The following is a 15,730-nucleotide window of genomic DNA, read 5'->3' on the forward strand; positions in this document are numbered from 1 at the left end:
TACTACAAGTCTTAGAACTTAAGACTGCATAAAGGAAACGTTAAGGAGCTCGAATGGGTAAAGAATCCTGGGTAAAAGCTGCGTTAGTGTGGGCGGCTATTATTGTCTTATTTGTACTTTCGTTAAAATTTTTGTACAAACCACATGAAGATGTACAAAAAACATATCCGCAGTTTCAAAGCTATATTCAAAAACCAGCGGGCGATCCCCAAAGTATTATGAGTGTGAGCATTCGTTCTGATAGTATACGCGGAGACGAAATTACTGCAAAATTAAAAAATAATTCGACTATTACAACTTATGGTTCGTCCCGATGAGGGTGTACGTGGTCAATTGCGTAAAGACTTAGAAACACGTAAAGTTCCGATTAATTACGAAAAGCCAGAAGAAGGCAGTGTTTGGTTAAGCTTTATGACTCTCTGGCTACCAGTGTTGCTATTAATTGGATTATTGCTATTTTTATTTCGCAATGTTCAAGGTGCAGGCGGTAAAGCCATGTCTTTTGGTAAAAGTCGTGCAAAATTACAACCTGATAGCTCAAATAAAGTAACATTTAAGGATGTGGCAGGAATAGAAGAAGCAAAACAAGAATGCACAGAAATTGTCTCGTTTCTTAAAGATCATAAAAAATTTCAAGAAATTGGTGCACGAATTCCTAAAGGAATTTTAATGATGGGCGCTCCTGGAACAGGAAAAACCCTTCTTGCTCGTGCAATTGCTGGAGAAGCAGGAGTCCCATTTTTTACAATTTCTGGTTCTGACTTTGTCGAAATGTTTGTTGGCGTGGGCGCCTCTCGAGTTAGAGACTTGTTTGAAAATGCAAAGAAAAATTCTCCATGTATTATTTTTATTGATGAAATTGATGCAGTAGGTCGTCATCGTGGAGCAGGAGTTGGTGGTGGACACGATGAACGTGAGCAAACATTAAACCAGCTACTTGTAGAAATGGATGGATTTGAGGCGAATGATGCCGTTATTGTCATTGCTGCGACAAACCGCCCTGATGTTCTTGACCCTGCTCTTCTTAGACCTGGTCGCTTTGATAGAAGAGTGATGGTTGGTTTGCCAGATGTGAAAGGCAGAAAAGAAATTTTAGCTGTACACATGAAAAAAATTAAACATTCTGATGACATTAACGTAGAACGTATTGCTCTTGGAACTCCTGGTTTTTCTGGTGCAGATCTTGAAAATCTTTGTAATGAAGCGGCGTTAATGGCAGCGCGCAATGGTGCTAAGCGGGTTATAGAAAAGGATTTTGAAGCGGCTAAAGATAAAATCCTTATGCGCCAGAACGCAAGAGTGCTGTATTGCCTAAAGAAACAATTCGCGTCACCGCATATCACGAAGCGGGACATGCTCTTGTGTCACATTATCTAAAATCAAGAGAAAACGTGCATAAAATTACAGTCATTCCTAGAGGTCAAGCGCTGGGTGTTACTGCTTATCTTCCTTCTGAAGATGTTTATGGCTACTCTAAAGATGACCTCTTAATCAAAATTGCTTTTGCTATGGGCGGTCGTGCCGCAGAAGAAATTAAGTTTTCGCAGTTTACGACAGGTGCTTCAAACGACATTCAACAGGCAACTGATTTGGCGCGTCGTATGGTTTGCCAATTTGGGATGAGTCGATTAGGGCCAATCAATTTTGGCCAAAAGAGTGAAAATCCATTTTTAGGTCGGGATTGGGGTGAGGCTCGCAATTATTCTGAATCGTTAGCTCACGAAATTGATATGGAAGTGTCTAAAATTATAAATACTCAGTATGAGTTGGCTAAGCAAGTTTTAATCGATCATATGGATGTGTTTGAACGAGTTTCAAATATCCTTTTAGAAGTTGAAACGCTTGATAGCGAAGAATTTTTAGAAATTATTAATAATAGTGCTGATAGTGATAAAATTAAAGAAATTCAATCTAAAAAGTCGATAAGTGAAGATGAAAAAGGAGATAATAATTCGGGTACAAAATTAGATGCTCAATCGTCATCTCACCCAATTAATTCTTTAAATACAACGCCAACTCCAGCATAAAATAATCTGTAATTAAGTTGCCAAAAGTAGTCTCAAATTCTTGATAGGGGATTTGAGGTTTTTAATTTTAGTTCTAATAAAATATTTAAGGACGACTTATGTGTTTGACTGGTGCAGAAAAATTTAAAGAAATTTGTGAAGACAAACAACCGGTTTGGATGGGGATTGTTAACTTAACTCCAGATAGTTTTAGTGATGGTGGTAAATTTAATACGAAACAAAATGCCATTCAAAAAGCAATCAGCTTGGTTAAGCATGGCGCTCATATCATTGATTTTGGTGGTGTTTCTACAAGACCATTTTCGCAATGCATTGAGCCTAAAATTGAACTCGAAAGGGTTTATGATATTATTAAATCCGTTAGAAATATTTTACCATCAAAGGTCTTAATTAGTATTGATAGTTTTTCTCCTATTGTCATGAATGAACTCGCTAAAGATAGTTTGATAGATATTATTAACGATCAGTTTTCTTCTAGACGTGTAGAAAACATTGAAATCGAAAATATTACAAAAAATAGAAATGCAGCTCAAGTTGCGGCATATTATGATCTCGGTTATATCATTATGCATATGCAGGGAATTCCAAAAACAATGCAGCTTGATCCGCAATATTATAATTGTTCACAGCAAGTGTACGACTTTTTATTAGAAAGAATGCAATATGTGCAAAGCGAGGGTGTAAAATTTCTTGCTTTAGATCCAGGAATTGGATTTGGTAAATCTCTAGAACATAATATAGAACTTTTATCTGAACCATTTATTAAAAAATTAACAAACTTAAATGCCCCAATTTTAATTGGAGTATCAAGAAAATCTTTTATTGGTATGGTTCATCAAGAGCTTAATAACCCTTTATTACGTGATGAAATGTCTAAAAAATATGAGATGCAAAGCATTGCGAGTGGTGCTAAAATAATTAGAACGCATGTTATGCCAGAAGAATTAGGCTTAACATAAATAGGAATATAAATATATGGACGCTAATGAGCTTTGGCATAAAATACAAACACAAATAGACACAATTAAGCAAGAAACTGATGCTGCACATCATCCTGTTTTGCAAAGAGCATGTGATTCTATTAAACAGGCTATCGATATATTTTTTAGTGAACAAGTTGCAATGGGACTTCCCCACCCCCATCCACGCAGTCGAATTTATCGCTCAGAGCCAAGAACTTGGGATATTCGAGATTCTACATCTAAAGAAATTTTAGATCTTATCTTAAAAAAATGTAAAAAATCTAAAAAACCACCCGCATGTGTTTTTGATTTAGATGGTACTTTATTTGATGTGGGTTATAGAACTATTGGTATTTTAAAAGAATGGTTGAGCTCAGATTCACCGTTAAATTTTGATAAAAGTTTAATTCAAAAAATTTCTAAAATTAATTATAATCATGTTGGTTATAGTTTATCTCATTTATTTGAAAATTCGGGATTTGACTTACGTAATCAGCAAGTAATGAGTATTTTTTCTTCTATTGAACGGATGTGGAAGAAAAAATTTTTTGATGGAGCGTCTCTTGTAAAATACGATCAAATTTTAGAAAATTCTAATGAGTATGTAAGGTTAATTAATAATAAAAATATTGATGTTTTTTATTTAACTGGAAGATATGAAAAGACAATGCGATCCGGTACCTTAGAGCAATTAAATAAATTTAATTTTCCTTTTGTAGAAGAAAAAGTAATTTTAAAAAATAACCCTTTTGCTGATGATCAGTTATTTAAAGCAGAAGAAGTTAAAAAAATATCAGAAAAATATAATATTGTAGGTAATTTTGAAAACGAATATTTAAATTTAGCATTTATGGCATTAGAAGCAAATAATGCAGTGAATGTGATTGTGGATTCGCAGCACTCAGGACGTCTTACTCCAGTATTAGAAATTCCTATTTACAGGATTTCTGGGTTTGACTCATATTGACATCCTCCCCTCCCTAAAAACCTCCTAACGTCGATTTTTTGAGGAAGGGGATTCCCTAGATACAAAAGAAAAACTAGCTAGAATTTTTCTTTGTACGAGTCGGCCTATCATGCCCGATAGGGAACATGTTCTTGTATGCGTTGAGTATGTTTATACTCGCATTGACATCACGATCATGGATCGTATTGCACTTTTCACAAGTCCATGTTCTTACTCCAAGCCCGATCCGTGGTAGTATTTCACTACACTTTGAGCACGTCCGAGTTGAATCTCTTTCTGAAATTTCTTTGTATATTGAAGCAGCTCTAATGGCTTTGTACTTCAACATATTTTTAAACATCCCTATTCCCGAATCGAGTGATATTCCTGCTAGTTTTTTATTGCGATTCATGAATTTACAAGGAACATCACCTACAACAATAAGGGAACATTTTTTAACAAGTTTTGTAGATTCTTTATGCAAATAGTCTTGTCTTATATTGGCTACTTTTACATGCAGTTTTCTTTCTTGTTTTGACTTTGGAAGAGAATGATATTTTTTACTTTTTGATTGTTTTCTTTGTGCAAATCGTTGGCATCTTTTTAAATAGCGAAGTTTTTTTAAAGCATTTTTTCTTAAGTTTGGTCTATCAATCTTTTCACCATTTGAACATGTTGCAAGAGTTTTTATTCCAATATCAATTCCAATTTCTTTGTCTTCATCCCTTTTAATTCTGATTAATTCACTTTCAAATGCAATATTTAAATACCAATGACCGCTCTTATCTTGACAAAATGAGCCTGTTTTTATTTTTGCATCTTCTGGTAGTTCTCTTGAATTCCAAAAAGAAAATTCATTCTTATTATAGGATATTTTTCCATCATGAATTTTAATTGCAGATGATTTAAATGGTACCCATCCGAGAGATTTTTTACCACGCCAACGCAAGAGTGTTTTAAATTGTTTTCTACGTGTGATGTATTCTTGTGAAATAGCCTGAACTGTTTGAGAATGAAGACCTAGTTCTTTTGAACTTCCTGCAACTAATCTATCCATTTCTGAAGATGAAAAAAAATACGGAATAGAAATTTTTTCACCCGATTTTTTATCATCTATTAATTTAACGGATTTATTTTTAAGAGCATCTTGTTGAGTTTGTTTACAAAAATTCCATACCATATTTACAGAACGAGACATTTGAGATAGCACTCTATTTGCTTTCCCTGAATCTTTAATTCTGTAGTGATATGTTGTTATCATTAATGCTCAACTCCACCTTGGCTTTTAATATACCTTTTCAGAACATTTATAGGAGCACTGCCTACACTTACTAAGCAATAAGATGTTGTCCAAAAAGATTCTTCCCAAAGTTTTTTTTTGATTTCAGGAAATTCCTTTTTAAGAAGTCTACTTGTAGCCGATTTCATCGCATTTATATATTTAGAAAGTTCACAGTTTGGTTTTGTTCTAAGCAAAAAATGAACATGATCAGTTTCCCCATTCATTTCCTTAATTTTTACATTGTGGCTTATCCCAATATATTCTGCAATTTCTCTAAGTCGCAATAACATTTTTTGATTTGTTAAAACTTTTTTTCTATATTTAATAACCAAAATCAAATGATAGTTTAAACTAAATACAGAATGATTATTAGAATCTAACTCAATCGTCATGAATCTCCCCTATTAATTATAGGGTACTACCGATTTATTTAAATATCAAATTTTCTATATCAAAAATTAATAATTATAATTACGTCTGATTAATAGTACGGCTAAAGCCAACTTTCGACAAGCAAAAATTCCTATCGTCTTTTTGCATGCCTCGTCAGGCTTTCAATTCAACCTTGCACCGTTTGGTGCTGCGGTCTTTTAAGCTCACTTATATCCCCGGCTTTAGAAGTCGGGGCTTTACGTTCGTTTCTGGTAAAAAATTTAGCTTTATCTTTAACTATTTGCAAATATATGACATTTAATAATAGAATAATAGGAAAACTAAAACAATAACTAATACATTTAATTATATTAGTCGCAACTTTCTAAATTGTTTTTATTTATATATTTTACTAAATAATCTGTACTTACTCTTTCTAATTGTAATTCTGTTGTTAATTTTGTATCTAATTCATTAGGAATATCGCATGTTCCAATACAGTAAAATTTAATACATTTTCCTATAGTAACGCCATCAAATAATTTTGCTGGAATCTTAGATAAATTGCTATATTCTGTAATAATAACAGTGTTTAAGTTATTGTTGCTTTTAAAAAAACTATCTGAAATTTTATTTAAAAAAGTAGTGTCAATACCAAAATAATCCAAATATTTAATTTTATGTAATAAATTATTAGATATGCTATTAAAATCATTACCTGACAAATACAATGTTTCAAGTATTGCAAAATTATCAAAAATACCAACAGGTAAAGAAGTTAATTTATTTCTACTAATTATAAAATCACTTAACAATAACAAATCATCCAACAAATGGGGTTGTAATACACTTATTTTATTATTATCTAAACTTAATTTAGTTAATGAATAAAAACCTGATAGTGGACTTATATCCTCGATTTTATTTTCATCTGCGTTTGGTGAATCAGTAATATCCATTGATATTTTAAAAGTATATTTAATTTCTTGATCTGTTTTGTCACACAACCCAGCAGCTTGTGCTGTTTTGTATGCAGGCAGTTTTGTATCTGTTTGACACCAATACCTATATGTATGATTTAATAGGACAGTGAATGTGCTTTCTAAAGCGCCATCTAAACTATTACGAACTTCAATCTCACAAGGAGTAGCGGTAGTCACTGTGTTTGGAAATTTTGAGCCTTTTACTTTATTGCCATCTGTGATTAACTCAAGTGTTTTGCATACTTCGTCATTTGATTTTTTATTTAAAAAATTATATGCTAAATAATCATCTTTTAATTTTAAGTTTTTATGATCAATATAAAAATCACTCAATTCTGCTAAATTTCCAGTTGCTCCACCTAACGTTTTTTCTCCATCATTGTTTCGTGATATTTTTCCAACGCTAGTTCCATCTTTTTGTGGAATAAGATAAATAATTCTATTTTGAAAAATTGATAAATGATCATTTAATTTATGAAAATAATTTTGAAGATTACAAGAAATCATATTATCAACTTCAGGATTATCTATAATTTCTATTTTATCACCATATTCGTTTGATAAATTATAAAAAAATTTAATTTCATTTTCAATTTCATTTAGTGTGAATTTTTTGTTTTCTAAGAATTTGTTTCTATTTTCTAGTAATGAAATTATTTCAATAAATGAATTGTATTCTTCATTGGTTTTAAAATCACTTTCTTTCACATTAAATTTATTACATTCTAAATAATTAGAATTAAGTACAACATTGCTTTTAGCTAAAATTTGTTCAATATTATTACTTGAATTATAATTATTATTGCATGAATTGCATAATAAAATACATGATAAATATAATAAAAAATTTTTAAAATTTATATGTGGCATAAATATTATCTCCGATTATTTTTAACTTTATTAAATATTTATTTTAATTAATAGTTAATAAAGTTAAAACGTCAAAAAATTTCGAAGCGTCAAAATCCAAACGAATTAATTTAATTATATTCAATTATTCTAATTGATTTTTTAAATACGTTTTATACTCGATAAAAAATATACTAGATACTAAGTATCAAATATCTCATAATTTTTCAAAGTAAATGTATTATCATTGTTATTTTTTTGATAAAAATTTTATCATCCCATTAAAAATATAGCTGTGAAATGGAAATACTGTGTACCAATAAATACGACCAAATAGACCTAACGGTCTAAACGTTGCTGTTTGAACTATTATATTATTTTTATTTATTTTAAATTCTAACCAGGCTTCTCCTGGCAATTTCATTTCTGCATAAAGAAGCAATCTTCTATTTGCCTTATCTGCAACCAAAACGCGCCAAAAATCTAAAGCTTCCCCTGTTGATAATTCTGTTTGACTTTTTCTTCCTCTACGCAGGCCCACACCGCCAAATATTTGATCAATAAAACCCCTTATTTTCCAGAGCATGTTACCAGAATACCATCCATTTTGACCTCCAATTGACCATATTTTTTCAAGCGAGACTCCCACATTTTCGCTCTTTTTTTTACGAATGTCTGTAAAGCATCCATCACTTGGTACTTCCAAATATTGAGAAATTCCATCACTAAATAATTCACTGGTTAAAGCGTCTTTCCAGCTTGAAAGAACTTGGTTTTGTTCTATTTTATTGAACGCCAACTTAATAGATGTTTTATAGTCAATTAGATTTATTTTTATTAATTTATTTAAATTTGCTTCTTTACAGATTGTTTCGTTTTTCATGCTTTCTACAAGATTTTTAGCAAGAGGGTATGATGTTGCTGTTACAAAATAAAGCCAATAAGAAGAAATTTTTGGTGTCATAATAGGAACAACAAATATTTTTCTATGCAATTTTCTAAATTTAGCAAAGATTAATAACATGTTTTTATAGGAAAGTATATCTGGTCCTCCAATATCGTAACTTTTATCATATGTTTCTTTTTTTCCTATAACACCACAAAGGTAATCTAGAACATTTTTAATTGCTATCGGCTGTGTTTTTGTGTTTAGCCACTCTGGTGTAATCATTATTGGTAATTTTTCAACCAAATCTCTCATGATTTCAAAAGAAGCACTACCTGATCCAACAATAATTCCTGCTCGCAGGGTAGTTAAGGCATATGTTCCTTGAGAAAGAATATTTTCTACATTTTTTCTGGATGCTAAATGTTTAGATAAAGTGACTTCATTAATAAGTCCGCTTAAATAAATGACTTGCTTGACCTTAGTATTTTGAATTTTTTCCTTAAAATTATTAGCAGATTTTTTTTCTAGTTCTTCGAAGTTTTTTGTATTTGTAGCCATTGAATGAATTAAATAAAATGCAATATCTATATCATTTGGAATTTTATTTAAAGATAATTTATCTAAAAAATCAACTTCAATAACTTTAAGATTATTTGAATTGTATTTTTTTTCATTAAATCTTTTTTTATCTCTTACGCAACAGATTACAGAATATTTTTTATTTAATAAAACAGGAAGTAATCTTTTAGCAATATAACCTGTTCCGCCTGTCAGTAATATTTTCATTATTAATTCTTTCAAGTGATGATTTTGTTATGCTAGTTAAAAGCTGAGAAAATTATTATGAGGCTTAAAAAATAGCTATAATTTGTTAAATAATTTTTGCGAAAACAAAAATAACAAAGGCGCTACCAATGGACTAGCAAATCCAATTCATCATTTTTATATCTTACTATCATCAATTTTTTTTCTCAACTCAATCACAAAGTGTTAAACTCTTTAAGTCTTTTTGTTATGGGCAATATTTTATCCATCAGGTTTGAGTCTTCTCCAAAAAGACGTGTTAATGTTCAAGTCAAGCTTTTAAAAAATTCTCAACAGATTTTAGCTTTAAAATTGGCGATCCAGTGCGCCTTTCTGATAGTCTAAGAATTGAATTGTAGTATTAAAAGAGATAAATTTTTTATTATAATTTAGTATTTTGTATAAGGTTTAATTTTTTTTCAATACGCTTTATTTTTATAATAACAAATATAATAGAAAAAACAATATAAAAAGCTAAAAATCCATGAGAAAATTCTACAAATAATTTGTGTTCACTTAAATACATTTTTAAAATAACAAAAAATATATTTAAAATTAAAAAAATATTCTGAGTAATAGTAAGATAATAGCAAAAATATAGGTTTAATACTCTCCAGTTCTTTTTTGATTTAAAAGCAGTTTTTGATCTATAACCAAATACTTTATTGGGTTCACTATCTTTAGACAGTTGCGCAATTCCTATTATTATAAAGTAACTAAAAATATGTAATATATTATCTATGTATATTTCTATGCCAGTTAATAGTTGAGAAAGTTATTGTGAGGCTTGAAGAAATAGCTCCAATTTGTTAAATAATTTTTGCACAAACAAAATTAACAAAGGAGCTACCAATGGACTGGCAGAGCCAACTCATCACTGTATACCTTACTACCTGCGATTTCTTTTCTCAACTCTCTCCAACCTCTTTTTTAAAAATTAGTCCAAACTCAAATCCCTCGTTCACAGACCAAGAAGTCACCACTATTTACATCTTTGGAGTTTTAATGAAACAAAAAAATATAAAAGCTATTTTTAACTTCACTAAAAATTTTATTCCAAACTGGTTTCCTCACTTGCCTTCTTATGAAGGATTTTTGTCAAGACTTAATAGCTTAAGTAAACTCTTTCCTGAACTTGCAAACTTTATTTTAAAAAATAATAAATTTAAAATCCCTAAAACAAAATCCAAACCTTTTATTCTTATTGACTCTTTACCTATTATACTCACAACTGGTTTTCGGGCGCACAAGTGCAATACTGCAAACGATATTTCTGCTATTGGCTATTGCTCTTCAAAAGATAAATTTTACTATGGGTTAAAACTTCATCTCGCTGCTTTGTTTCAAAATAAAAAACTTGCCGCACCTATTGATTTTAAAATCACACCCGCCGCAACTCACGACTTAACTGCTGTTAAGAATGATCTTTTAAACTTCAAACATTCGCAAATCTTTGCCGATCGTGCTTACTGTGACAAATCAACTAAAAAAAACTTGAATCAAATAAACTCTAAATTACACACACCAATTAAACTCTCTCGGAATAAAAAAACTCTTTCTAGTGATGAGAAAGTTTATTCTAAATCTGTTAGCTCTATTCGGCAGTCCATTGAAATCCTTTTTAACTGGTTAATTGAATCCAGCGGTATTCAAATCGCATCAAAAGTTCGATCGACTAAAGGCCTTATCGTCCATGTTTTCGGACGATTTTCTGCCTGCCTGTTTAACTACTTATTCAAATTCTAATTGATTTTTCTCAACTATTAATTGGCATATTTCTATTTTTTATTCTCCTTAAATATAAATAAATTTTGGAGTAATGAGATTTAATCTTGTATATTTTGCTTTTTAATACGTCAATATAAAAACCAGAAAATTTTTAATAATTGAAAGCTAATACTTTTGGTCATCTACTTCAACGAATAATTTTTTTGGTTAGTTTATTGTAAAATTTTTTAAAGTTACTTTGATTATGGAGTGTTATAATGATTGACAATATTTTTTTTAATATTTATTTAAAAGAAGAAGAATTTTTTTGTCTTAATATTGTTGATATATATATTTTCTTAATTGATAAATGGATATAAATTTTGTATAATTCTAAAAAATGGAGAATTTTCTTATATGAACAATAAGATTTTGTCAATAATTAATTGTATAAATATCCAAAAAAATATTTGCATTAAAGATATAAAAAAAATATTTGATTCAGATGAATATAGATTAAATTTGGATGATGTAATGCCATACTTAACAGATCCTTGCGAAAATCCTTATAATAGAAAGGTTATTTATAATTCTGATTTGTATGAGCTCATTTTAATGACTTGGAAAAAAGAAAAATACTGCTTACCTCATGATCATGGAATTTCAGAAGGATTAGCTTTTGTATTAAATGGGAATGTTAAAAACGTAAGTCTAAATTTAATAGACAAAACATTAAATATTCTAGAATTTAAAAAAGGAGATAGTTTAATAATTCATAAAAACTTAATTCATGCTATGAAATCAATAGGAACAGAAACACTAGTCACAATGCATTTCTATACACCAAGTATTTCTAATATGAGAGTGTTTGATGTAAAGAATAAAAAACAATGTATTGTCAATGATAGTTGTGGGGCATGGTGGCCAAAAGATGAGAATCAAATTATAAAATTTGAAAATTTTGATAAAAGAATGTTGATCTTTTCAGATCTATTTATTGATGAGAATTAATATAAATAATTTTCATATTTTAAAAATTAGAAATTAATATTAAAATAAATGGAGTCGTTAATGTCTGTAAGATATTTAGTACTTTTGGGTGCAGATCAATTTTTGCGTGAAAGAATGATTGTTGCAGCCTTACGAAACTTTAATTGTAAGGTTATTGCAATAGTAAAAAACAATGTTTATTTAAAAAATCGATTTTTAGATGACTTATTGCAAGCAGATCCTACAAATAGTGCAGAATGTATCCAGGCTTTACAAAGTTTTTTGCTTTTAAAACCTGGATCGATCATAGGTATTGTTCCATGTAATGATTGGACTCTACTAGCGGCTACGAATATTTCAAATTTTTTTAAATTACCTAGTTTAAGTTTAGATACAGTTATAAAGTCTCGCGATAAATTTAAAATGAAAAATGCATTTTTACAAAGTGATTTACCAATTCCTAGAATTTTTGAATTTAAAAATTTTGATGAGCTAAATTTTTTAGCAAAAAAACTAAATTATCCAGTTGTAATTAAACCCAAAGATTTTGGTGGAAGTGGCGGGGTTATAAAAGTAAATTCTGAAGAAGAATTATTTTCTGCATTTAAACATTGTTCTGAAATTTTAAATCAATATTTTGAAATTTTTAATATTTCAAAAGAAGAATATGTGGTAGAAGAATATATTTCTGCAAAAGATGAAATTTCTGTAGAAATATTTGTTCAAAACAATGAAAAGCACGTTATCGCTGTGACTGATAAATACTTAGGCGAAGAACCTTGGTTTGCTGAAATTGGCCATGTTGTGCCTTCAATTTATACTAATAGTAATTTGGTAAATGATATTGCGATTAAAGCGGTTGATGCTTTAGGAATTGATAAAGGTATGTGTCATGTAGAAATGAGAATAACACCAAATAATAATGTTTATCTCATGGAGGTAGGCGCTCGACCAGGTGGTGATGGAATTATGGATCTGGTTGAGCGAGTTTATAATATTAATCCATATTATTTGCATATCGCTGCTTGGCTTGGAGAAAAAGTTAACTTCGACAATATAAAATTAACAGAGCCACAGGGAAGCGCTGCTATTGCTTTTTTAAAAGCTCCAGTGGGTAAAATTTTAAAAATAAATCCTTTAAATAATTATCCTAAAGAAATGCTATCATTGTATGTCAATGCTAAAATTGGTGATATTTCTGAAAATGCAACATGCTGGCGCTCTCGTGAAGGTATTGCTGAATTTTATTGGAATAAAAAATTTGATCGCAAAATAACTGATCATCTAGAACTTGCAAATAAAATTTCAAATGAAATTTTTGAAGTGGAAAAATTATAATGCCAATAATTAAATACCAATTAATATTTGATGGTTCGTAACTATTAATTGGTATATTTATTTTATCTTGTAATTTAAGAAAAAATATAGAAAATAAATTTTTTAGATGATCATTCAATTAGCCACAATATTATTTTTAAAGAATATTGTGGCTAATTGATGAAAAAAATCAATATTAAAATTTTTTTCTAGTTTTTAGACGCCGCAATTAAATTTAATGCACTACCTGCTTTAAACCAACCAATTTGTTGATCGTTAAAAGTATGGTTGAGCATAATATTTTCTGACGCGCCATCAGAATGTTTAATAGTTAAAGTTAATTGCTTACCAGGAGCAAGCTCTTTAACATTAATAGAGAACGTATCGTCTTCGCGAATTTTTTCGTAATCAGCAGGTGTTGCAAAAGTCAGAGGGAGCATTCCTTGTTTCTTTAAGTTTGTTTCGTGAATGCGCGCAAAACTTTTAACAATAATTGCTTTGCCGCCAAGATGACGAGGCTCAAGTGCTGCGTGCTCGCGTGAACTTCCTTCTCCATAGTTTTCTTCACCAATAACAATCCAGCCTATACCTTTGGCTTTATAATCGCGTGCGGTTGCTGGCACTGCACCTGTTGCGCCAGTGACTTGATTTTTAACTTTATTGGCTTCGCCGTTAAAAAAGTTAATGGCACCAATAAGCAGGTTGTTTGAAATATTATCAAGATGGCCGCGGTACTTTAACCAACTTCCTGCCATAGAAATGTGATCGGTTGTGCATTTGCCTTTAGCTTTAATAAGCAAACGAAGTTCATTGAAGTCTGAACTTAAATTAGGAGCTTTAAAAGGACTTAAGGCTTCTAGGCGGTCGCTTTTGGAGTTGATATTGACAACAATTTTTGAGCCATCTGCCGCGGGAGCCACATAGCCATGTTCGTCTTTAACAAAACCTTTTATTGGCAGATCAAGCCCCTTAGGAGTTTGTAAAACAACCTTTTCACCTTTTTCATTGGTAACAGGCTCTTTTGTAAAATCGATACTGAGATCGCCTGCCAATGCAAAACCAATGACTGTTTCTGGCGAAGCCACAAATGCGTGTGTTTTCGGGTTGCCGTCATTGCGGGCGGTAAAGTTGCGGTTAAAGCTTGTGACAATCGAGTTTTTTTCTTGCGCTCCGTGGCGTTTCCATTGCCCAATACAAGGACCGCATGCATTCGCCATCACGTTAGCGCCAAGTTTTTCGAGCACGCCTAATTGACCATCGCGTTCTATTGTTGCCCTAACCTGCTCGCTACCTGGAGTGATTAAAAATTCACATTTGGATTTTACCCCTTGGGATGCTGCTTGTTTGGCAACAGAAGTCACTCTGTCGATATCTTCGTAAGAAGAGTTTGTGCAAGAGCCTATGAGTGCTGCGCTGAGTTTGCTTGGCCAGTTATTTTCTTTTACGGCCTTTGCAAAAGCAGAAATAGGTGTTGCGAGATCTGGGGTAAACGGACCGTTAATATGTGGTTCAAGAGTGTCAAGATCAATTGTTACCACTTGATCATAGTAATTTTCTGGATTTTGTTCGACTTCGGGATCGGGTTTAAGGTAACTTAAAATGTCATTGGCGGCAGAGGAGATTTCTGCTCTTTCAGTTTTTTGTAAGTAGTCGGACATACGCGAATCGTATGGGAATAGTGATGTTGTTGCTCCAATTTCTGCACCCATATTGCAAATTGTACCCTTGCCTGTGCATGATAACGAAGCTGTTCCTGAGCCAAAGTATTCGACAATTGCGCCAGTTCCGCCCTTAACGGTTAGAATGCCTGCAAGTTTTAATATAACGTCTTTAGGGGATGCCCAGCCTTTTAATGCGCCAGTTAATTTAACGCCTATAAGCTTTGGAAATTTTAGTTCCCAAGGGATTCCGGCCATGACATCCACAGCATCTGCGCCGCCAACGCCAATTGCAATCATGCCTAGACCGCCTGCGTTAGGAGTGTGGGAGTCGGTGCCAATCATCATACCGCCTGGAAATGCATAATTCTCAAGAACAACTTGATGAATAATACCTGCTCCAGGTTTCCAGAAGCCAATGCCATACTTTTTGGACACATTAGCAAGAAAATCGTAAACCTCAGCATTTTCTTTATTGGCTGTTGCAAGATCTGTTTTTGCGTTGATTTCAGCCTGAATGAGGTGGTCACAATGTACTGTAGAAGGTACAGCAACCTTAGGAATGCCCGCAGACATAAACTGTAGTAAAGCCATCTGTGCTGTGGCGTCTTGCATTGCAACTCTATCTGGAAAAAAATCGACGTAGTCTTTGCCTCTACCAAATTTATTGAGTTCTGTACCCTTTCCTCCGTGAAGAGGTTTTAAATGGGCATATAAAATTTTTTCTGCGTAGGTCATTGGTCTGCCAAGGAGCTTGCGCGCAGCATCTACATGTGATGCAAAGTTGGCATAAACTTTTTTAATCATATCAATATCTTGTACCATAAATCCTCCGAAATAGACACGAATAATGTTTGTCTGTTTAAAATGCGTGCCTTATTTATAGTCATATAGCGTTGTCGGTAGTTATGAAACAAAGTTCAAAACAATAATTTCTTATAAGA

General features: G+C 31.6%; 12 protein-coding genes and 1 pseudogene. 7 read left to right on the forward strand and 6 right to left on the reverse strand.

Annotation, left to right across the window (positions count from 1 at the left end; translation table 11 throughout):
• The first annotated feature begins 53 nt into the window (after positions 1–53).
• The 4 genes and pseudogenes from Spiro2_RS00905 to Spiro2_RS00925 all read left to right on the forward strand — a co-directional run bounded on the left by Spiro2_RS00905 (position 54) and on the right by Spiro2_RS00925 (position 3,956).
• Positions 54–317, forward strand: a complete 264-nt coding sequence (locus Spiro2_RS00905; protein ID WP_338636444.1) for a hypothetical protein — start codon at positions 54–56, stop codon at positions 315–317.
• Between the two features lie 169 nt (positions 318–486).
• Positions 487–2,027 (forward strand): annotated as a pseudogene (ftsH, locus tag Spiro2_RS12710) (ATP-dependent zinc metalloprotease FtsH); the annotation flags it as partial.
• Positions 2,028–2,125: 98 nt separating this feature from the next.
• Complete coding sequence (folP, locus tag Spiro2_RS00920; RefSeq protein ID WP_338636449.1) at positions 2,126–2,986, forward strand: dihydropteroate synthase; 861 nt, start codon at positions 2,126–2,128, stop codon at positions 2,984–2,986.
• A gap of 16 nt (positions 2,987–3,002) precedes the next feature.
• Positions 3,003–3,956, forward strand: a complete 954-nt coding sequence (locus tag Spiro2_RS00925; RefSeq protein WP_338636450.1) for an HAD family acid phosphatase — start codon at positions 3,003–3,005, stop codon at positions 3,954–3,956.
• 73 nt (positions 3,957–4,029) lie between these two features.
• On the opposite strand, the gene Spiro2_RS00930 is transcribed toward Spiro2_RS00925, so the two are convergent.
• From Spiro2_RS00930 to Spiro2_RS12715, 5 genes are all read right to left on the reverse strand, one after another.
• On the reverse strand, positions 4,030–5,196 hold the full coding sequence (locus Spiro2_RS00930; protein ID WP_338636451.1) for a transposase: 1,167 nt from the start codon (positions 5,194–5,196) through the stop codon (positions 4,030–4,032).
• The gene (gene tnpA / locus Spiro2_RS00935; protein WP_338637741.1) at positions 5,196–5,603 is read right to left on the reverse strand and encodes an IS200/IS605 family transposase; all 408 of its coding nucleotides are present in this window, start codon (positions 5,601–5,603) and stop codon (positions 5,196–5,198) included. The genes Spiro2_RS00930 and tnpA overlap by 1 nt, the downstream gene beginning before the upstream one ends.
• Positions 5,604–5,960: 357 nt before the next feature.
• Positions 5,961–7,442, reverse strand: a complete 1,482-nt coding sequence (locus tag Spiro2_RS00940; protein ID WP_338636452.1) for a leucine-rich repeat domain-containing protein — start codon at positions 7,440–7,442, stop codon at positions 5,961–5,963.
• 229 nt (positions 7,443–7,671) lie between these two features.
• The gene (locus tag Spiro2_RS00945) at positions 7,672–9,096 is read right to left on the reverse strand and encodes an SDR family oxidoreductase (RefSeq protein WP_338636453.1); all 1,425 of its coding nucleotides are present in this window, start codon (positions 9,094–9,096) and stop codon (positions 7,672–7,674) included.
• Positions 9,097–9,496: 400 nt separating this feature from the next.
• Positions 9,497–9,868: an SdpI family protein gene (locus tag Spiro2_RS12715; RefSeq protein WP_422398023.1), complete on the reverse strand. Its 372-nt coding sequence runs from the start codon at positions 9,866–9,868 to the stop codon at positions 9,497–9,499.
• A gap of 98 nt (positions 9,869–9,966) precedes the next feature.
• Between Spiro2_RS12715 and Spiro2_RS00950 the strand changes: the two genes are divergently transcribed.
• From Spiro2_RS00950 to Spiro2_RS00960, 3 genes are all read left to right on the forward strand, one after another.
• A complete protein-coding gene (locus Spiro2_RS00950) occupies positions 9,967–10,860 on the forward strand; it encodes an IS982 family transposase (RefSeq protein ID WP_338634920.1) in 894 nt (297 codons plus the stop codon).
• 378 nt (positions 10,861–11,238) lie between these two features.
• Positions 11,239–11,832 carry a cysteine dioxygenase family protein gene (locus Spiro2_RS00955; RefSeq protein ID WP_338636454.1) on the forward strand — a complete coding sequence of 198 codons (594 nt, stop codon included), beginning with the start codon at positions 11,239–11,241 and terminating at the stop codon, positions 11,830–11,832.
• Positions 11,833–11,892: 60 nt separating this feature from the next.
• Complete coding sequence (locus Spiro2_RS00960) at positions 11,893–13,149, forward strand: ATP-grasp domain-containing protein (protein WP_338636455.1); 1,257 nt, start codon at positions 11,893–11,895, stop codon at positions 13,147–13,149.
• Positions 13,150–13,337: 188 nt separating this feature from the next.
• Here Spiro2_RS00960 and Spiro2_RS00965 read toward each other — a convergent pair whose 3' ends face one another.
• Positions 13,338–15,611 carry an aconitate hydratase gene (locus Spiro2_RS00965; protein WP_338636456.1) on the reverse strand — a complete coding sequence of 758 codons (2,274 nt, stop codon included), beginning with the start codon at positions 15,609–15,611 and terminating at the stop codon, positions 13,338–13,340.
• Between the last annotated feature and the right edge of the window lie 119 nt (positions 15,612–15,730).

This window comes from Spirobacillus cienkowskii, assembly GCF_037081835.1.
GTDB lineage: Bacteria > Bdellovibrionota_B > Oligoflexia > Silvanigrellales > Silvanigrellaceae > Silvanigrella > Silvanigrella cienkowskii.